The organism is Streptomyces sp. NPDC048001 (assembly GCF_043203115.1).
GTDB classification, from domain to species: Bacteria; Actinomycetota; Actinomycetes; order Streptomycetales; family Streptomycetaceae; genus Streptomyces; species Streptomyces sanyensis.
Window position 1 is genome coordinate 203,818 of sequence record NZ_JBIDBN010000002.1, and the last position, 19,044, is coordinate 222,861.

The 19,044-nt window shown below is 74.5% G+C and carries 11 protein-coding genes; 6 read left to right on the forward strand and 5 right to left on the reverse strand.

Annotation, left to right across the window (positions count from 1 at the left end):
• Nucleotides 1–366: 366 nt before the first annotated feature.
• From ACGF15_RS05240 to ACGF15_RS05255, 4 genes are all read right to left on the reverse strand, one after another.
• The gene (locus tag ACGF15_RS05240) at nucleotides 367–1,752 is read right to left on the reverse strand and encodes a maltokinase (protein WP_392796948.1); all 1,386 of its coding nucleotides are present in this window, start codon (nucleotides 1,750–1,752) and stop codon (nucleotides 367–369) included.
• 172 nt (nucleotides 1,753–1,924) lie between these two features.
• Complete coding sequence (gene treS / locus ACGF15_RS05245) at nucleotides 1,925–3,745, reverse strand: maltose alpha-D-glucosyltransferase (RefSeq protein WP_345616510.1); 1,821 nt, start codon at nucleotides 3,743–3,745, stop codon at nucleotides 1,925–1,927.
• Nucleotides 3,742–5,730, reverse strand: coding sequence for an alpha-1,4-glucan--maltose-1-phosphate maltosyltransferase (locus ACGF15_RS05250; protein WP_392797054.1), 1,989 nt, complete (start codon nucleotides 5,728–5,730; stop codon nucleotides 3,742–3,744). Before ACGF15_RS05250 ends, treS begins: the two co-directional genes overlap by 4 nt.
• Nucleotides 5,731–6,078: 348 nt before the next feature.
• Nucleotides 6,079–7,026 (reverse strand): NmrA family NAD(P)-binding protein, encoded by a 948-nt coding sequence (locus tag ACGF15_RS05255; RefSeq protein ID WP_362606761.1) that lies wholly within the window; start codon nucleotides 7,024–7,026, stop codon nucleotides 6,079–6,081.
• A gap of 117 nt (nucleotides 7,027–7,143) precedes the next feature.
• Here ACGF15_RS05255 and ACGF15_RS05260 point away from each other — a divergent pair, with 117 nt between their 5' ends.
• The 6 genes from ACGF15_RS05260 to glgP all read left to right on the forward strand — a co-directional run bounded on the left by ACGF15_RS05260 (nucleotide 7,144) and on the right by glgP (nucleotide 16,685).
• On the forward strand, nucleotides 7,144–8,139 hold the full coding sequence (locus ACGF15_RS05260) for an AraC family transcriptional regulator (RefSeq protein ID WP_362606758.1): 996 nt from the start codon (nucleotides 7,144–7,146) through the stop codon (nucleotides 8,137–8,139).
• A 124-nt stretch (nucleotides 8,140–8,263) separates the two neighbouring features.
• Nucleotides 8,264–9,727: a 4-hydroxyphenylacetate 3-hydroxylase family protein gene (locus ACGF15_RS05265; RefSeq protein ID WP_392796949.1), complete on the forward strand. Its 1,464-nt coding sequence runs from the start codon at nucleotides 8,264–8,266 to the stop codon at nucleotides 9,725–9,727.
• Complete coding sequence (locus ACGF15_RS05270; protein ID WP_392796950.1) at nucleotides 9,724–11,280, forward strand: MFS transporter; 1,557 nt, start codon at nucleotides 9,724–9,726, stop codon at nucleotides 11,278–11,280. The genes ACGF15_RS05265 and ACGF15_RS05270 overlap by 4 nt, the downstream gene beginning before the upstream one ends.
• A 79-nt stretch (nucleotides 11,281–11,359) precedes the next feature.
• Entirely contained in the window at nucleotides 11,360–12,490 is a 1,131-nt protein-coding gene (locus ACGF15_RS05275) for a monodechloroaminopyrrolnitrin synthase PrnB family protein (protein ID WP_345614222.1), read from the forward strand.
• Between the two features lie 48 nt (nucleotides 12,491–12,538).
• A complete protein-coding gene (locus ACGF15_RS05280) occupies nucleotides 12,539–13,834 on the forward strand; it encodes an FAD-dependent monooxygenase (protein ID WP_392796951.1) in 1,296 nt (431 codons plus the stop codon).
• A gap of 187 nt (nucleotides 13,835–14,021) precedes the next feature.
• On the forward strand, nucleotides 14,022–16,685 hold the full coding sequence (gene glgP, locus ACGF15_RS05285) for an alpha-glucan family phosphorylase (RefSeq protein ID WP_392796952.1): 2,664 nt from the start codon (nucleotides 14,022–14,024) through the stop codon (nucleotides 16,683–16,685).
• A 109-nt stretch (nucleotides 16,686–16,794) separates the two neighbouring features.
• Here the strand turns inward: glgP and ACGF15_RS05290 are convergent, their stop codons facing one another.
• Nucleotides 16,795–18,807: a M4 family metallopeptidase gene (locus tag ACGF15_RS05290; RefSeq protein WP_392796953.1), complete on the reverse strand. Its 2,013-nt coding sequence runs from the start codon at nucleotides 18,805–18,807 to the stop codon at nucleotides 16,795–16,797.
• Between the last annotated feature and the right edge of the window lie 237 nt (nucleotides 18,808–19,044).

Genomic DNA, 19,044 nt, shown 5'->3' on the forward strand with positions numbered 1-19,044 from the left:
CGGCGGGCCGCGGGCGGCTTCCGGGCGCCGGCCGCCCCGCCGGAGGAGGCCCCGTGCGGCGCGCCGCCGGGGGTGCCCTCGTCGCCCGCCGCCGCCGGGGCGGTCCGCTCTCCGTCGGCGGCGGACTCCGGGGCGGACGGTGCCGTGCCCTCCGCCGGGTCGGGAGCCGTGTCCGGAGCCGTGTCCGGAGCCGGAGCCGGAGCCGCGGCGGCGGAGGCCGCCGGTGCGGCCGTCGGCCCGGCGCCGGAGGGGTCGGGGAGTCGGGGCGTACGGGGGGCGGAGGAGCGGCGGGGGGTCACGGGGTCGGCCTCCAGGGGGCGCGAGTTCGGGGTGACGGGTGACGGGGTGAGGGAGAGGGAGCGGAAGTCAGTCGCCGGCGGCGAGGCGTTCGACGGCGGCCATCGGCACGGGCAGCCAGTCCGGCCGGTGCCGGGCCTCGTACACTGCCTCGTAGACGGCCTTGTCGGTCTCGTAGGCGCGCAGCAGGGCGGGCTCCTCGCGGGGGTCGGCGCCGGCGGTGCGGGCGTAGCCCGCGCAGTAGGCGTCCCGGCACGCCTGGGCCCACGCGGGGTGCCACGGCCGGTGGGTGCGGGCCGCGTAGTCGAAGGAGCGGAGCATGCCCGCCACGTCCCGCACGGCGGGCTGGGGGCGGCAGCGCTCGGTGAGCGGCCGCGTCGGCTCCCCCTCGAAGTCGATCACCGACCAGGGGCCCCCGCCGGGGCCCCGCAGCAACTGGCCGAGGTGCAGGTCGCCGTGGACCCGCTGGGCGGCCCAGATGCGGCCCCGGCGGCCCAGCGCGGCGACCGCGTCGAAGGCGGCCCGCAGCCGCGGCGCGTAGGGGCGCAGCGCGGGTACGGTCCGTGCGGCGGCCTCCAGCCGCGCGGCCATCCCCGCGGCCAGTTCCTCGGCCTGCGCGCCGCCGAGCTTGACGACCGGGAGGGCGTCGGCGAGGGCCGTGTGCACCTCGGCGGTGACCCGGCCCAGTTCGGCCGCCTCGGCGCGGAAGGGGTCGCCCGCGGCGAGCGCCTCCAGTGCCAGCACCCAGCCGTCCCGGGAGCCGCGCAGGAACGGCTGGAGGACGCCCAGGGTGTAGGGCCCCGGCTCGGCGGACGCGTACCAGGCCACGGGGACGGGCACCCGGTCGCACCCGGCGCGGGCCAGGGCCAGCGGCAGCTCCAGGTCCGGGTTGTGCCCCGGGTGCAGGCGCCGGAAGACCTTGAGGATGTAGGCGTCGCCGTACACCAGGGAGGAGTTGGACTGCTCCGCGCCGAGCGGACGCGCGGCCAGCCCGCCCGGGGGGACGGGAGTGCCGGGCGCGCCCGCGTACCGCTCGAAGCGCAGCGGCCCCAGGGTTCCCGGGGTGCGCAGGCGTTCGAGCAGCAGGCCCGCGAGGCGGGGGTCGTGGGTCCCCTCGTAGAGGGTGAGGCCCCGCAGCGGGCCCTGCCGGGCGGGGCCGATCAGCGCGGGGGCCAGGGCCGGGGGGAGCGCCCGGCGGGTGCCGATGAGCAGTTGGTAGCAGTCGCCCTCGTCGGACCGGGGCCGGTCGGCCTGCCGTACCCGGACGAGGAGGTGCAGCAGCCCGGGGCCCGGGCCGCGCACCGGCAGGAGTTCGGTGGCGGACACCAGGGTGAATCCGGTGACGGCCGATCCCTTTCCGGCGAACCATCTCTGGCGGGGCAGCCATGGGTGCAGCAGTGGCGCGAGGGAGGGAAGCAGGGCGAGCGGTGTCCGGATGGATGCAGCCTCCGACATGGGCATCGCGTCCTTTCCCCGGGTACACCACGAATGCGCAAAGTGTCCCGGATTGCAGCGGTTGCTGTCCGGCGGCGCGCGGGGATGAGGAGGAGAGTGCCCGGAGCGGGGCGGGGGAAACCGCCCCGCTGGAGCAGGGGGCGCCGTTTCGGACGCCCCCGTCCCCGGGGTGTCAGGCCCGTGGGCCGCCCTCGGCCGCCGGGCTGCCGCCCGGCGTGCGCGGCGACGGGGAGCCACCGGCCTTCCCGGACGCCGCGCCGGGGGTGAGGGCGGCGGTCGCGACGTCCTTGCGGAGGCGGAACCAGTAGAAGCCGTGTCCGGCGAGGGTGAGCAGGTAGGGCCACTCGCCGATCGCGGGGAACCGCACCCCGCCGATGAGTTCCACCGGGTGGCGCCCGTTGAACGCGCGCAGGTCCAGCTCGGTGGGCTGCGCGAACCGGGAGAAGTTGTGCACGCACAGCACCACGTCGTCCCCGCCGCCGTCCTGGGAGGGCGCCTCCCGCAGGAAGGCGAGCACCGCCGGGTTCGACGAGGGCAGTTCCGTGTAGGAGCCCAGGCCGAAGGCGGGGTTCTGCTTGCGGATCTCGATCATCCGCCGCGTCCAGTGCAGCAGCGAGGACGGCGAGGACATCGAGGCCTCGACGTTGGTCACCTGGTAGCCGTAGACCGGGTCCATGATCGTGGGCAGGTACAGCCGGCCCGGGTCGCAGGAGGAGAACCCGGCGTTGCGGTCGGGCGTCCACTGCATCGGGGTGCGCACGGCGTCCCGGTCGCCGAGCCAGATGTTGTCGCCCATGCCGATCTCGTCCCCGTAGTAGAGGATCGGGGAGCCGGGCAGCGACAGCAGCAGCGCGGTGAACAGTTCGATCTGGTTGCGGTCGTTGTCCAGCAGCGGGGCCAGGCGGCGGCGGATGCCGATGTTGGCCCGCATCCGCGGGTCCTTGGCGTACTCCGCGTACATGTAGTCGCGTTCCTCGTCGGTGACCATCTCCAGCGTCAACTCGTCGTGGTTGCGCAGGAAGATGCCCCACTGGCAGTTCTTCGGGATCGACGGCGTCTTGGCCAGGATCTCGGAGACCGGGTAGCGCGACTCCCGGCGCACCGCCATGAAGATGCGCGGCATGACGGGGAAGTGGAAGGCCATGTGGCACTCGTCGCCCCCGGAGGGGTAGTCGCCGAAGTAGTCGACGACGTCCTCGGGCCACTGGTTGGCCTCGGCCAGCAGCACCGTGTCCGGGTAGTGGGCGTCGATCTCCTTGCGGACCCGCTTCAGGAAGGAGTGGGTGCGCGGCAGGTTCTCGCAGTTGGTGCCCTCCTCCTGGTAGAGGTACGGCACCGCGTCCAGCCGGAAGCCGTCGATCCCCAGGTCCAGCCAGAACCGCAGTGCGGAGATGATCTCCTCCTGCACCGTGGGGTTCTCGTAGTTCAGGTCCGGCTGGTGGGAGAAGAACCGGTGCCAGTAGTACTGCTTGCGCACCGGGTCGAAGGTCCAGTTGGAGGACTCCGTGTCGACGAAGATGATCCGGGCGTCCTCGAACTGCTTGTCGTCGTCGGCCCAGATGTAGTAGTCGCCGTAGGGGCCGTCCGGGTCGGACCGGGACTGCTGGAACCACGGGTGCTGGTCGCTCGTGTGGTTCATGACGAAGTCGATGATGACGCGCATGCCGCGCTGGTGCGCCGCGTCGACGAACTCCACGAAGTCGGCCAGGTCGCCGAACTCGGGCAGCACGGAGGTGTAGTCGGCGACGTCGTAGCCGCCGTCCCTCAGCGGGGACTTGAAGAACGGCGGAAGCCACAGGCAGTCCACCCCCAGCCACTGGAGGTAGTCCAGCTTGGCCGTGATGCCCTTGAGGTCGCCGATGCCGTCGCCGTTGCTGTCCTGGAAGGAGCGGACCAGGACCTCGTAGAAGACGGCCCGCTTGAACCAGTCGGGGTCGCGGTCGCGGGCGGGGGTGTCCTCGAACGTGTCGGGGACGGGCTCGTTGACGATCATGATGTGGGTGACCCTCCGGTCTGCGGGGACGGTCGCAGGGCGACGACGTGCGCGGGCGTGACACCCGGCTCTAGGCGCACATAGACGGCTCTGCCCCAGTGATAGGTCTCGCCGGTGAGCTCGTCGCGCACCGGTACGGTCTCGTGTTCTTCGAACCCGAGTCGCAGCATGTCCAACGAGACCGTCGCCTCCTGGGTGTGGTGGGGGTCGAGGTTCGCGACGACGAGCACGACGTCCGCTCCCGAGCGCTTCGAGTAGGCGATCACCGCGTCGTTGTCGACGTGGTGGAAGTGGAGGTCGCGCAGCTGCTGGAGCGCCGGGTGGCGGCGCCGCAGCCGGTTCAGCAGGGTGATCAGCGGGGTGATCGTACGGCCCTCGCGCTCGGCCGCCTCCCAGTCCCGCGGCCTCAGCTCGTACTTCTCCGAGCCGAGGTACTCCTCGCTCCCGGGGCGCAGCGGGGTGTTCTCGCACAGCTCGTAGCCCGCGTAGACGCCCCAGGAGGGGGAGAGCGTGGCGCCCAGCACCGCCCGTACCTCGAAGGCGGGGCGGCCGCCCTCCTGGAGGTAGCCGTGCAGGATGTCGGGCGTGTTCACGAAGAAGTTCGGCCGCATGTAGGAGGCCGCCTCGCCGGTCAGCTCCGCCATGTACTCCGTCAGCTCGTGCTTGGCGGTACGCCAGGTGAAGTACGTGTACGACTGCTGGAAGCCCACCGCCGCCAGGGCGTGCATCATCGCCGGGCGGGTGAACGCCTCCGCCAGGAACACGACGTCCGGGTCGGTGCGGCGGATCTCCCCCAGTACGCGCTCCCAGAAGACGACGGGCTTGGTGTGCGGGTTGTCCACACGGAAGATGCGCACACCGCGGTCCATCCAGAAGCGCAGCAGGCGTACGCTCTCCGCCACCAGCCCGGGCATGTCCGCGTCGAACGCGATCGGGTAGATGTCCTGGTACTTCTTCGGGGGGTTCTCGGCGTAGGCGATGGAGCCGTCGGGCCGGTGGTGGAACCACTCGGGGTGCTCCTTGACCCAGGGGTGGTCGGGCGAGCACTGGAGGGCGAAGTCGAGGGCCACCTCCAGCCGCAGGGAGCGCGCCGCCCGCACGAAGTGGTCGAAGTCGGCGAGCGTGCCCAGGTCCGGGTGGACCGCGTCGTGGCCGCCCTCGGCCGAGCCGATCGCCCAGGGCACCCCGACGTCGTGGGCGCCCGCGGCCAGCGCGTTGTCCGGGCCCTTGCGGTGCGTGGCGCCGATGGGGTGGACCGGCGGCAGGTACACCACGTCGAAGCCCATCGCCGCGACGGCGGGCAGCCGCTCGGCGGCGGTGCGGAAGGTGCCGGACACCGGGGGCTCGCCCTCCGCGAGGACCGCGCCCTCGGAGCGCGGGAACAGCTCGTACCAGGAGCCGAACAGGGCCCTCCGCCGCTCCACCCGCAGGGGCAGCCGGGCCGAGGAGCTGACCAGTTCGCGCAGCGGATGGCGCGCCAGCGCACCGCTCGCGTCGGGGCAGCGCACGGCCCCGAGCCGGGCGGCGGGCGGGCGGGAGCCGTCGCGCAGCGCGTCGGCCACGGCCAGCACGTACTCCCGGCCGTCCTTCTTCGGCACCCCGGCGGCGGCGCGCTCGTACAGCTCGGCGCCCTCCGCCAGCACGAGGTCCGTGTCGATGCCCGCCGGGACCTTGACCTCCGCGGTGTGCCGCCAGGTGGCCACCGGGTCGCTCCACGCCTCCACGGCGTAGGTCCAGTCGCCCTCGGTCCCGGGGGTGACCCAGGCGCCCCAGCGGTCGGTGCCCGGGGCCAGTTCCCGCATCGGGGTGAACGGGGCCCTGCGGCCCCGGGGGTCGCGCAGCACCACGTCGGCGGCGACGGCGTCGTGGCCCTCACGGAAGACGGTGGCGGTGATCTGGAAGGTCTCACCCGCCACCGCCTTGGCGGGACGTCTTCCGCAGTCGACGAGCGGGCGGACGTCCAGGACGGGAATGCGGCCAATCAGCGATTTCACAACATCACCTGGGGGCTGTGCGGGCAGGTCGGTTCGCGCACATGGAGAGGGATTGCGCAGTGTGTGTCTACTTTGTAACTGCTCGGCAGGTGGTCGGCCGGGTGCGTGCATGTCGGCTCCAGTCCGCGTTCACTCGGGTGGACGGAAAGGATGCGGTCTCGGGGGTGCGCGCAGGCGTACCGGATGAGGCTTCCCCGCGTCCCGCACGGGGCAATCCGGCTATGTGTTAACTACTAGGACGTAGCAGGATCGACAAGACGCACGAGAAAGGACCGGTCCGCCGTGTTGGCGGAACCGGTCCTTGTCCCGGAACTCGTATACGGGCCGCGCGCCGCGCGCTCAGGCCGGTTCCGCCGTCTGCGCGGGCCGCTCCGACCAGGTCCGCCACGGCTGGCGCGCCACCCACTCCTCCACCGGCGCCGGCGCCGTGTCCAGCGCCTTCGTCCACTCCCCGCCGTCGTCCGCCATCAGCAGCGGCTCCGTCCGCCCGGCCATGAAGTGGTAGACGCCCGCCACGCCGTGCGCCGAGGCCGGGCCCAGGATCCGTGCGAGCGTGCGCTCGAACACCTCCGGCCCGAGCGGCCGGTATTCGACGGTGCGCCCCAGCCCGCGCCCGAACGCCTCTGCGAGTTCGGCGCCCGTCAGGCTCCGCGCGCCCCCGATGTCGAACGAGCGCCCCCCGACCCCCTCGGCCGTCAGCGCGGCGGCCACGGCGCCCGCCAGGTCCGACAGCGACAGCCACGCCACCGGGGAGTCCTCGGGCAGCGGATAGGCCAGCACGCCGTCGTCGACCAGGGCCGGGCCGTTCCACGGGCTGAAGAGGTTGTCCAGGTACACCGGAGGCCGGAGCACCACCAGCTCCGCACCACCGTCCGCCAACCCCTCCCGCAGCACCGTCTCGGCCAGCCGCCGCGTCTCGAACGCGGCCAGCCGCGTGGTCCCGGACGGCATCCGGGTGTTGGCGTTGTAGACGATCCGCCGCAGCCTGCTCTCCCGCGCCGCCTTGGCCAGGTGCTGGGCGTAGCGCATCACCTTCTCCGCCTCGTAGACCAGCGGCATCGTCACCACCGCGTGGGTCGCGCCGTCGAAGAGCCGGTGCACGTCCTCCTGCCGGCCGAGGTCCCCGTCGATGACGAGCACCCCGGGCAGCGCCGGCCGGTCGGCCCCCGGACGCCGGCTCAGGGTGCGCACCGGATGCCCCCGGCCCGCGAGCAGCCGCGCCGTCGCACCGCCCTGATGGCCGGTCGCGCCCACCACCGCGACGCGCATGGGAATGTGATCGGACATGAGTGTGAAAGCCCTTCGGTAGGGTGTGCATGCTGCCGCGAACGGCTCCTCAAGGCTCGTGGCGGCGAGTTCGGCCGATCAATTAACAATCCGGGGCGGGGGTTGAAGGATCGTCCAATGGACCGACCGAAGCACCGACCTGAGGCCCGGTCGCCCGGACGGGGCGACGACGACGGCGCGGACGAGGACCTTCTCAGCGAACTGCTGAAGCCCCTCCGCCTCACCGGCGTGTTCGACAGCCGCTGGCATGTGCGAGCACCCTGGGCCATCGAAGGAGACGCCGAGCAGAGCTGCGCCGTCCTGCACTTCATCACCGAGGGCGGCTGCTGGATCACCGGCGAGGGCCGGACGCCGATCCATCTGCGCGAGGGCGATCTGGCGGTCTTCCCGACCGGTACGGCCCACCGGCTCGCCGACTCGCCCGACCGCCGGGGCGTCTCGCTCGCGGCCGTGCTGCCCGAGCGGCGGCCCGGCACCTCCGGCGAGTTACGCATCGAGGGGGAGGGGCCCGTCAGCCGGCTGCTGTGCGCGGGGCTGCACTACGACGCGAGCGTCGCGACGGGCCTGTACAAGGCGCTCCCCTGGGCGCTGGTGCTGGACGGCACCCAGGTCGAGAGGGAGCCGCTGCTCCGGGACACGCTGCGCCTGCTGGCGACCACCGACCGGCCCGTCGGCCCCGGGGACCGGCTGATCACCCTGCGCGCCTTCGAGATGGCCCTGGTCCTGGCGCTCCGGCCGCTGCTCGGCGAACTCGCCGGAACCCCCGACGCCCTGCCGGTCCTCGGGCACCCGGGCATCAGCCGGGCCATGGTCGTCATCGCCACCCGCTTCGCCGAGCCCTGGACCATCGAGTCGCTGGCCCGCGAGGTGGGCATGTCCCGCTCCGCGTTCACCGCCGCCTTCCGCGAGCTGGTCGGCGAGGCCCCGGCACGCCATCTGACGGGGCGGCGGATGCAGGAGGCTGCCCGGCTGCTGGAGGAGACCGTACTGCCGCAGTCGGCGGTCCCGGGGCGTGTCGGCTACCAGAGCGCCGTCGGCTTCCACCTGGCGTTTCGCAAGTGGTTCGGGATGACGCCGGGGGAGTACCGGGCCGGACGGGTGCCCGCCGCATGAGCGCCCGCGGCCCTGGCCGGTTCTTAAGGACCGCTGGACGGTCGTTCATTGCCCGGCCCCGCCGGCGCCGTGGAGGCTCGGCTGAAACCCGTCGTCCGCGGTTCTTTCGGTTCGAGGAGCAACGTTGACCAGGTCCGGCCAGGAGTACCTCGCCTCACTGCGGGACGGACGGGAGGTGTGGATCGACGGCGAGCGCGTCCGCGACGTCACCCGCCATCCGGCCTTCCGCAACACCGCGGCCTCCCTCGGCCGGCTCTACGACCTCGCGCACGACTCCGAGCACTCCGCGGAGCTCGCCGCCGGCGGCGTCCACCGCGCCTTCAGCGTCCCCCGCGGCCACACGGACCTCGTCGCCCGCCGCCGCGCCCACAAGATCTGGGCCGAGGCCGCCTACGGCTTCCTGGGCCGGACCCCGGACTGCATGGCCGCCGCCGCGACCGCCTTCACCGCCGCCCCGGGCGTGTTCACCACCGGGGGCTTCGACGGCGCGGACCACGCCCGGGCCCTCCACCGGCGGATGGCCGAGGGGGACCTGTACGCCGCCTTCACCCTGACCAACCCCCGCACCAGCCGCACCGCGGCGGGCGGCCCCCGCGACGGGGACGACCCCGCGGTGCGCGTCGTGGCCGAGAAGGACGGCGGGGTGGTCGTCCGCGGCGCCAAGATGATCGGCACGGCCGCCGCCTTCGCCGACGAGGTGGTGGTCGGCACGATCGAACCGCTGGCCCCGCAGGACACCGAGCAGGCCGTGTCCTTCAGCATCCCCGTGGCCACCCCCGGCCTCACCCTCCTCGCCCGCACCTCCTACGAGGGCCGGGCACGCAGCCTGTACGACAACCCCCTGTCCTCCCGCTTCGACGAGAACGACGTGCTGCTCGTCTGCGACGACGTCCTCGTCCCCTGGGAGCGCGTCCTCACCTACCGGGACGTGGACGCCGCCTTCCGGATGTGGTGGCACACGCCGGCCTATGTGAACCTCGTGCACCAGGCGGCCACCCGCTTCTGGACCAAGCTGGAGTTCCTGACCGGGCTGGCGATCCTGCTGGCCAAGGCCGGCGGCACCTACGAACTGCCGCCCGTCACCCAGGCGGTGGGCCGGATGATGGGCCGGGTCGCCCAGGCGAAGGCCTTCGTGCTCGCCGCGGAGGTCTCCTTCGAGCAGGTCGACTCCGGGCGCGGCGGGGTGATGCCGGGACGGGAGATCTCCTACGCCCAGCGCATCATGGCGGGCGAGCTGTACCCGGCGGCCCTGCGGGAGGTGCGGCAGCTCGCGGGCGGCGGGATCGTCCAGCTGCCCGCCTCGGGGGAGGACCTGCTCCACCCCGAACTCGGGCCCCTGGTGCGCCGGTTCCTCGGAGCGCCCGGGCACGGCGCCGAGGAGCGCGTCAAGCTGCTCAAGCTCGCCTGGGACGCCCTCGGCACGGAGTTCGCCGCGCGCCAGGAGCAGTACGAGACCCTCTCGCACGGGGCTCCGCACGTGTACCTGGCCCAGCAGGCGTGGGAGGGCGACACCGAGGCCTGCGAGACCCTGGTGCGGGAGTGCCTGGCGGGGTACGGGCTGCCGTCGGACGAGACAGCACCGCGGTGAGCCCCGACGCCGTACCCGACGCGGCCCGGCCCGCCCCGCCCGCCGCCTCCGGCCCCGCCGCCCCGCCCGCCGCCTCCGGCCCGGGGCGCCGCGCCCCCGCCGCCCCGCCGCCCGGCGCGGCCGCCGGGGCGGGGCCGGCGCACCGCGCGCGCGGGGCGCTGGCGGTGCTGGCCGCCACCCAGCTGCTGCTCATCATGGACACCGCCATCGTCAACGTCGCGCTGCCCTCCGTCGGCCGCGACCTCGGATCCGGCCCCGCCGGACTCTCCTGGGTGGCCAACGCCTACCTCATCGCCTTCGGGGGACTGCTGCTGCTCGGCGGCCGGGCCGCCGACCTGCTCGGCCACCGGGCCCTCCACCTGGCGGGCCTCGGCGTGCTGGCGGTCGCCTCCGCCGCCGGCGGCCTCGCCCGCACCCCGGCCGAACTCGTCGCCGCACGCGCCGCGCAGGGCACCGGCGCCGCGCTCGCCGGAGCCGCCGCCTTCGCCGCGGTGCTCGCCCTCTTCCCCGACGGGCCCGCCCGGCACCGGGCGCTCGGCGCGTTCGCCGCCATGGGCGGCCTCGGCGGAGTGGCCGGCACCGTGCTCGGAGGTGTCCTCACCGACCTGCTCGGCTGGCGGTCCACGCTGTGGCTCAACGTGCTCGCCGCGGCGGCCCTCGGCGCCGCCTCGCTGCGGGTGCTCGACCGGGGGAGGCGACGCCCGGTGACCGGCTTCGACCTCGGCGGGGCGCTCACCGCCACCGGCGGACTGGGACTGGTCGCCTTCGCCCTGGTCGGCGCCGGCAGTGCGGGCTGGACCTCGCCCCGCACCCTCGGCGCGGCCGCCGGGGGAGCGGCGCTGCTCGCGGTGTTCGCGGTCCTGGAGCGGCGCGCCCGCCATCCGCTGGTGCCCCCGGCGGTGCTGCGCCGGCCCGCCCTCGCCTCGGCCAACCTCCTCAGCGGTCTCGCCCAGACCACCCTGTTCCCGATGTTCTTCCTGGTCAGCCTCTACCTCCAGCGGGTGCTGGGGCTCTCCCCGCTGGCCGGGGGCCTCGGCCTGCTGCCGCTGTCCCTCGTGGTGGTCGCGGTCGCCCCCCGCACGGGCGCCCTCATCGCGCGCCACGGGCTGCGGCCCGTCATGACCGCGGGCTTCGCCCTGCTGGCCGCGGGGACGGGCTGGCTCGCCCTGGCCCTGGACGCCCACGGCACCTTCGCCACCACGGTGCTCGCCCCCAGCCTGGTCCTGGGCGCCGCTCTCCCGCTGGCCGTGGTCACCACCAACGCGGCCGCCACCGCCGCCGTGCCGCCCGAGGAGACCGGCCTGGCCTCCGGGCTGGTCAACACCAGCCAGCAGTTCGGCTCCGTCCTGGGGCTGGCCCTGCTCGTCGCGGTGGCCGGCGCCGCCGCCCCCGGCACCGGCGGCCCGGCGGCCGAGACCGCCGGCGTCCGCGGCGCCCTGCTCGCGGGCGCCGCGCTCGCCGCGGCCGCCGCCCTGCTGGCCGTCCGGACGCGGCCGCCCGCGCCCGCCACGGGGGCGCCGCACCGGGACGGGGCCCACCGCGCCGTGGAGTGACACCCGGCCGGGCGCGGCCGCAAGCCGCCCCGCGCCCGACGCACCGCGAATTGATCCGCTCCGTCCGAGGGGGACTTCGTTGGCCCTGCACGATCTTGTCGCGTCCGGTCCCGACACGCTGGCCGCGCCGCGGTACCGCGCCGAACCCCGCTACCGCATAGCGGAGATACGCGCGGCCGACCCGCTCGGCGCCGACCCGCTGCTCGCCGCGCTCCCCGCCATGAACGCGGTCGCGGACGTCCGCGCGCTCAGCGTGGCCCTGCGCGCGCTGCTGCCGAGCACCGAGGAGGCCGCCGCCTTCGGGGTCACCGACGCGCTCGCGGCCATGCGCGACCTCGGCGTCCTGCTCGGCTCGCTCAAGCGCCACGGCGTGCAGCCGCTCGACGCCGTGCCCGAGGCGCTCCCCGTCCTGCGGCGGCTCGCCCGGCGCACCGACATGGTGCCCCGCGACACGGTCCACCACTACACGGCGTGGAACCCCACGGGGAGGCGCCAGCGGATGTACACCGGCGACCCGATGGAGGGCCGCCTCCAGGACGCCGTCCGCATGGTCTTCCCCCGCCTGGTCGCCTGCCTCGACGCCTGCGCGGAACTGGCCCGGCTGGAGCCCTACGACAGCGGCTTCGCCACCGTGCTGGACCGCATCGGCGCCCTGGCGGGCGCCATGGTCGACTCCATCGACCTCACCGTGGCCCGGGTCTCGCCCGTCTTCTTCGCCCGCGAGCTGCGCGCCTACTTCGAGGAGATCGACGTCGGGGGCGAGGAGTACCTGGGACCCGCCGCCGCCCAGGTCCCGCTCTGGCTGGTCGATCTGACGCTCTGGCAGTGCGACCGGGGCGACGCGGACTACGACGCCTTCCTGGACGCCTCCGTCCGCTACAGCCTCCCCTCGTGGCGGGCCCACCGCGACGCCCACCGCGGCGGGATCTCGGCCGTGTCCAAGCTGTCCGCCGCCTTCAGCTGGGAGGGGCCCGCCGCCGTCCCCGCCGTGCTCGCCGCCTCCGCCGAGGCGCTGGCCCGGGTGCTGAAGGTGCTCAAGACCTTCCGCGCCCGGCACCTCACGCTCGCGCGCAAGGCGTACGCCGAGGAGGTGCGCCGCTACGAGGAGGGCAGCGGAGGGGCCCCCGTGGCCCTGCTGCGCACCGTGCTCGACCTCACCCGGGACAACGAGACCCTGGTGCGCCGCCCGCTCGGCGGGCCCACCCCCTGACCGCATGGCGACGCAGAGACCCGCAGACGTCGAGGAGACACACCTGCCATGACCCACATCCTGATCGCCGGCGGCGGAGTCGCCGGGCTCACCACGGCCCTCGCCCTGCACGCGGCCGGGTTCGAGCGGATCACCGTGACCGAGGCCGCCCGGGAGCTCCGCCCGGTCGGCGCGGGCCTGAACATCATGCCCAACGCCGTCCGCGAACTGGACGAGCTCGGAGTGCTCGACGCCCTGGAACCCCACGCCGTCCGCACCCGGGAGCTGCGCTACTACCACCGCAGCGGCTCGCTGATCTCCGTGGAGCAGCGCGGTGTCCGGGCGGGCTACCACTGGCCCCAGCTCTCCGTGCACCGCGGCGCCCTGCAGCGGGTGCTCGCCGCCGCCGTCCGCGAGCGCCTCGGCCCGTCCGCCCTGCTCACCGCCGTCCGCGTGACGGGCGCCGACCCCCTCGCCGCCGACGGCCTGCCCCGGGTCAGCCTGGACCACCGCGACGGCGGACGGCAGGGCTGCGCCTCCCTCGCACCCGATCTGCTGATCGGCGCGGACGGCATCCGCTCGGCGGTCCGCGCCGCCCTCCACCCGGGCGAGGGCGACCCGCCCTGGAACGGGCAGCTCATCCACCGCGGTGTCTCCCGGGTGCCCGCCGACCGGAGCGCGGCGTTCATGTTCATCGCGGGCGACGACCGTCGCAAGGCGGTCGTCTACCCGCTCACCCTGCCGGACGCCGAGGGCACGGTCCTGGTCAACTGGGCCTGCGTGGGCCCGGGTACGGCCGCGGACGGCACCGCGGCCCACCGCGGCGACTGGAACCGGCGCGTCCCTCCCGACGCGATAGCCCGGCACTTCGCCGACTGGGAGTTCGACGGTGTCCGCGTGGGCGAGATCCTGGCCGCGGCCGAGGCCGCCTACGTCTACCCGATGGTCGACCGCGACCCCCTGCCCCACTGGTCCCGGGGCCGCACCACCCTCGTCGGCGACGCCGCCCACGCCATGTACCCGGTCGGGTCCAACGGCGCCACCCAGTCGGTCGTCGACGGCCGCGCCCTCGCCCATGCGCTGGTCACCCACCGGGACCCGGTCGCCGCGCTGGCCGCCTACGAGGCCGACCGGCGCCCGGCGATGACCGAACTCCAGCTCGCCAACCGGCGGCTGGGCCCGGAGGTCGTCATCCGCCTCGCCCACGAGCGCGCCCCGGGCGGCTTCCCGGACATCGACGCCGTCGTCCCGCCCGCCGAGCGGGCCGGCATCGCCGCCCGCTACGCGGCGACGGGGGCCTTCGACCCCGCCAGCGTCAACGCCGGCTCCCCCTACGGCGCCCCCGCGCGGGGGCGCGCCCGCTGACCCCGCGCCCCCGCGGACGGGCCGCCCACCCCGCCGCGAGCCCCCGGCGAGCCCCCGGGGGCCGCCGCGCGCCGTGGCAGCGCCCACGGGGTGCCGCTACGGTCGTGGCCGACGAGAGAGGGGGCGTACGACACGACAGCGCCGTACGTCCGCCCGGATGCGTACCTCCCCTGCGAAGGTGGGACCCGTGAAGGCCATTCGTCGGTTCACCGTCCGCCCCGTCCTGCCCGAACCCCTGCGACCGCTCAGCGACCTGGCGCGCAATCTGCGCTGGTCCTGGCACACCGAGACCCAAGAGCTGTTCCGCTGCGTCGACCCCGGGGGGTGGCGTGCCGCCGCCGGGGACCCGGTGCGGCTGCTCGGCACCGTGTCCGCCGACCGGATGGCCGAACTGGCCCGCGACCGGCGCTTCCTGAGGCGCCTCGCCGCGGCCGCCGACGACCTGGACGACTACCTCCACGGCCGCCGCTGGTACCAGGGCGCGGCCGAGGGCCCGGGCTCCGCCCGCTTCCCGGCCGCCGTGGCCTACTTCTCGCCCGAGTTCGGCGTGACCGCGGCGCTGCCGCAGTACTCGGGCGGCCTCGGCATCCTCGCCGGGGACCACCTGAAGGCCGCCAGCGACCTGGGCGCCCCGCTGATCGGCGTCGGACTGCTCTACCGCCACGGCTACTTCCGCCAGTCGCTGTCCCGCGACGGGTGGCAGCAGGAGCACTACCCGGTGCTCGACCCCAACGAGCTGCCCGTGAGCCTGCTGCGCGAGCCGGACGGGACACCCGCCCGGGTCACCCTCGCCCTCCCGGCGGGCCGGCTGCTCCACGCGCACCTGTGGGTCGCCCGCGTCGGCCGGGTGCCGCTGCTGATGCTCGACTCCGACGTGGAGGGCAACGGACCCGGCGCCCGCGACGTCACCGACCGCCTCTACGGCGGCGGCAGCGAGCACCGCCTGCTGCAGGAGATGCTGCTCGGCATCGGCGGGGTGCGCGCCGTGCGGACCTACTGCCGGCTCACCGGGCACCCCGCCCCCGAGGTCTTCCACACCAACGAGGGCCACGCCGGCTTCCTCGGCCTGGAGCGCATCCGCGAGCTCGGGGAGGCGCCCGGACTCGGCTTCGACGCGGCCCTGGAGGCGGTGCGCGCCGGTACGGTCTTCACCACCCACACCCCGGTGCCCGCGGGGATCGACCGTTTCGACCGGGAGCTCGTCGCCCGCCACTTCGGCGACGGGGCCGAGCTGCCGGGCGTACCGCTCGACCGTGTGCTGCGCCTGGGGGCGGAGAGCTACCCCGGCGGCGATCCGGGTGTGTTCAACATGGCCGTGATGGGGCTGCGGCTCGCGCAGCGCGCCAACGGCGTCTCGGCGCTCCACGGGGCGGTCAGCCGCGAGATGTTCGCCGGGCTGTGGCCGGGCTTCGACGCCTCCGACGTGCCGATCACCTCGGTCACCAACGGCGTCCACGCCCCGACCTGGGTGGCGCCCGAGGTGTTCCGCCTGGGCGCCCGCCGGATCGGCGCGGGCCGCGCGGAGGACGCCCTGTCCGTCGGCGGCTCGCCCCGCTGGGACGCCGTCGCCGACATCCCCGACGCCGAGATCTGGGAGCTGCGCCGCTCGCTGCGCGAGCAGCTGGTCGCCGAGGTGCGCGAGCGGCTGCGCGCCTCCTGGCGGCAGCGCGGCGCGGGAGCGGCCGAACTGGGCTGGATCGACGGGGTGATGGACCCGGACGTGCTCACCATCGGCTTCGCCCGCCGCGTGCCCTCCTACAAGCGGCTCACGCTGATGCTGCGCGACCGGGAGCGGCTGACCGAGCTGCTGCTGCACCCCACCCGGCCCGTCCAGATCGTGGTGGCGGGCAAGGCGCATCCGGCCGACGACGGCGGCAAGCGCCTGGTGCGGGAGCTGGTCCGGTTCGCCGACGACCCCCGGGTGCGGCACCGGATCGTGTTCCTCCCGGACTACGGGATGGCGATGGCCAAGAAGCTCTACCCGGGCTGCGACGTGTGGCTCAACAACCCGCTCCGGCCGCTGGAGGCCTGCGGCACCAGCGGGATGAAGGCCGCGCTGAACGGCTCGCTCAACCTCTCGGTCCTGGACGGCTGGTGGGACGAGTGGTTCGAGCCGGACTTCGGCTGGGCCATCCCCACGGCGGACGGCGAGTGCACCGACGAGGACCGGCGCGACGACCTGGAGGCGGCCGCCCTGTACGCGCTGATCGAGGACCGGGTGGCCCCCCGCTTCTACGACCGGGGTGCGGGCGGCCTGCCGGACCGCTGGATCGAGATGGTCCGCCGGACCCTGGCCACCCTGGGCCCCAAGGTGCTGGCCGGGCGCATGGTCCGCGAGTACGTGGAGCGGCTGTACGTCCCGGCCGCCGAGGCGCACCGGGCGATGGAGCCCGGGGCGGCCGAGGAGCTGGCGGGCTGGAAGGCCCGGGTGCGGGCGGCCTGGCCCCAGGTGGCGGTGGGCCATGTGGAGGCCGTCGACCAGGAGGCGCCCGACGGGGCCGCGGGGACGGCCGGGCTGGGTTCCACGCTCACCCTGCGGGTGCAGGCGGCCCTCGGCGACCTCGCTCCGGAGGACGTGGAGGTCCAGGTGGTGGCCGGCCGGGTCGACCCCGACGACGCCATCCGGGACGCGAGGAGTTTCCCGTTGAAGCCCGCGGGCGGCCCCGACCTGGAGGGCCGCTGGGTCTACGAAGGGCCGCTCGCGCTCGACCGGACGGGCCCCTTCGGCTACACGGTGCGGGTGCTGCCCGCCCACCGGCTGCTCCCCGCGGGCGCGGACCTCGGCCTGGTGGCCCTCCCCGCGGAGGCCGTGGACGTCGCGGGAGGGGAGGCGGGGGTGCTGCTGCGCTGAGCGCGGGGCCCCCGGGCGGGCGCTGCGACGGGCGCTGCGACGGGCGCTGCCCGGACACCGCTGGGGTGTCCGGGCAGCGCCCTCGCTCGGGTCGGAGCGGTGCGGTGGATCAGAAGGTGAGCTTCCAGCTGTTGATGCGGCCGGTGTCCCAGCGGTAGACGTCGCGGACCTGGAGCTTCCAGGCGCCGTTGGCGGCCTCGCTGGAGGCGTTGACCGTGTACGTCTCCCGGACGTCGTCGGCCGAGTCCCCGTTGCTGTTCTTCAGGCGGTAGGAGGTGCCGTCGGGGGCGATCAGGTCGATGACCAGGTCACCGCGGTAGGTGTGGGTGATGTCCACGCTCACCTTGAGGTCCGACGGAGCGTTGCCGGTGCGGCCCGCCACGTCGATGGTGGAGGTCACGGCCGGGCCGTAGTCCGGGATGGAGACCGGGGTGGTGTTCTCGTAGACGTCGCCCGGCTCGCCCGGGTCGCCGGGGCGGCTGCCGACGTTGATGCCCGCCCAGGCGTCGGTCACGGACTTGACCTCGGCGCTGCTCGCGCCGTAGAGGTCGGTGGCCACGGCGAGGGTGCCGGCGCGGGCGCCCGCGTAGTCGGTGCGGGAGTTGAACTTCGTGGTCAGCGCCTTGTACCAGATCAGGGCGGCCTTCTCGCGGCCGATGCCGGTGACCGGCAGGCCGTCGGAGGTCGGCGAGTCGTAGTTCACGCCGTTGATGGTCTTGGCGCCGCTGCCCTCGGAGAGCAGGTAGAACCAGTGGTTCGCCGGGCCCGAGGAGTAGTGGACGTCGATGTTGCCGATGCCCGAGTACCAGTAGTCCTTGGACGAGCCGTCCTTGCTCGGCTTGTCCATGTAGCGCAGCGGGGTGCCGTTGCCGCGGATGTCGATCTTCTCGCCGACGAGGTAGTCGCCCTTGTCCTGGGTGTTGTCGGCGTAGAACTCCACGGCCGCGGCGAAGATGTCGCTGGTGGCCTCGTTGAGGCCGCCGGACTCGCCGCTGTAGATCAGTCCGGCGGTGTTGGAGGTGACGCCGTGCGTCATCTCGTGGGCGGCCACGTCGATCGAGGTGAGCGGCTTGGCGTTGCCCGAGCCGTCGCCGTACGTCATGCAGAAGCAGCTGTCCTGCCAGAAGGCGTTGACGTAGTTGTTGCCGTAGTGGACGCGCGAGTACGCGCCGACGCCGTCGCCCCGGATGCCCGAGCGGCCCAGCACGTTCTTGAAGTAGTCCCAGGTGACGCCCGCGCCGTAGTGCGCGTCCGCGCCCGCGGTCTCCGCGTTCGACGGGGTGCCGTCGCCCCAGACGTCGTCCGGGCCGGAGAACAGCGTTCCGGTGCCCGAGGTGCCGCGGTTGAGGTTGTAGGTCTTGTGGTTGCCGCGCCCGGTGTCCGTCAGGGTGTAGGACGGGGCGGTGCCCAGCGTCACGGTGCCGCTGTACTGGGTGTTGCCGGTGCCGTTGTGGACGGCCTGCCACTCGAAGAGCTTCTCGCCGGTGGCGGCGTCGGTGACCACGTGCAGCTCGTTCGGGGTCCCGTCGTGCTGGAGGCCGCCGACCACGGTCTCCCACGCCAGGGTCGGGGAGCCGGTCCCCATCCAGACCACCTTGCGCGGGGCGCGCTCGGCCTTGGTCGCCTTGGAGCCCTCGGCCTTGGCGGCGCCGAGCGCCTGCGTCTCGGCGGTCGCGGCCGGGACGTCCGCCCGGGTGTCCACGTTCGCCAGCCGCTCGGCCGACGCCAGCGCCACCGACTCGGTCGCGCCCGCGCCGGAGGCGGAGACGACCAGGTCGCCGCCGAGGACCGGGAGGCCGTCGTAGGTGCGCTCGTAGCGGGTGTGGGTGGTGCCGTCCCGGTCCTGGACGACGTCCCGGACGACCAGCTTCTCCTTGGCGCCGAGGCCGAGTTCCTCGGCGGTGGCGGCCCGGGTCGCCGTCGCCTCGCGGATCAGCTCGGCGCGCTGGGCGGGGGTGAGGTTCTTCGGCAGGGAGCCCGGGTCCGCCTGGGAGGACTGGGGGGCGGGTGCCGCGGGCTGCGCGGCGGCCGAGGTGCCGGTCTGGAACCCGACCGCGAGCAGGGCGGCCGAGGCGATCAGGGCTCCGGTCGCGGTGGCGCGACGGCGATGCGTGGATCTCACGCGAACTCCTTCTGCGAGGGGGGTACCGGGCGGCTGGGTGGGCCGGCCGGGCGTGCAGTGGGGCGTGCGGAGCTGTCGTGCGTGGAATGGGGGAAGACTGGCAGCCGTGAAGTGCTCCTGTCAGGAGCGCGACAACAACTTGGCCGGAACTCGTCCGCTGGCTGATGGTCCAGGTTCGTTAAGCGGACGTTTCGTCGCCGTGCGGACACCCGTGGTCGGGCGTTCGCCGGAGTGTTT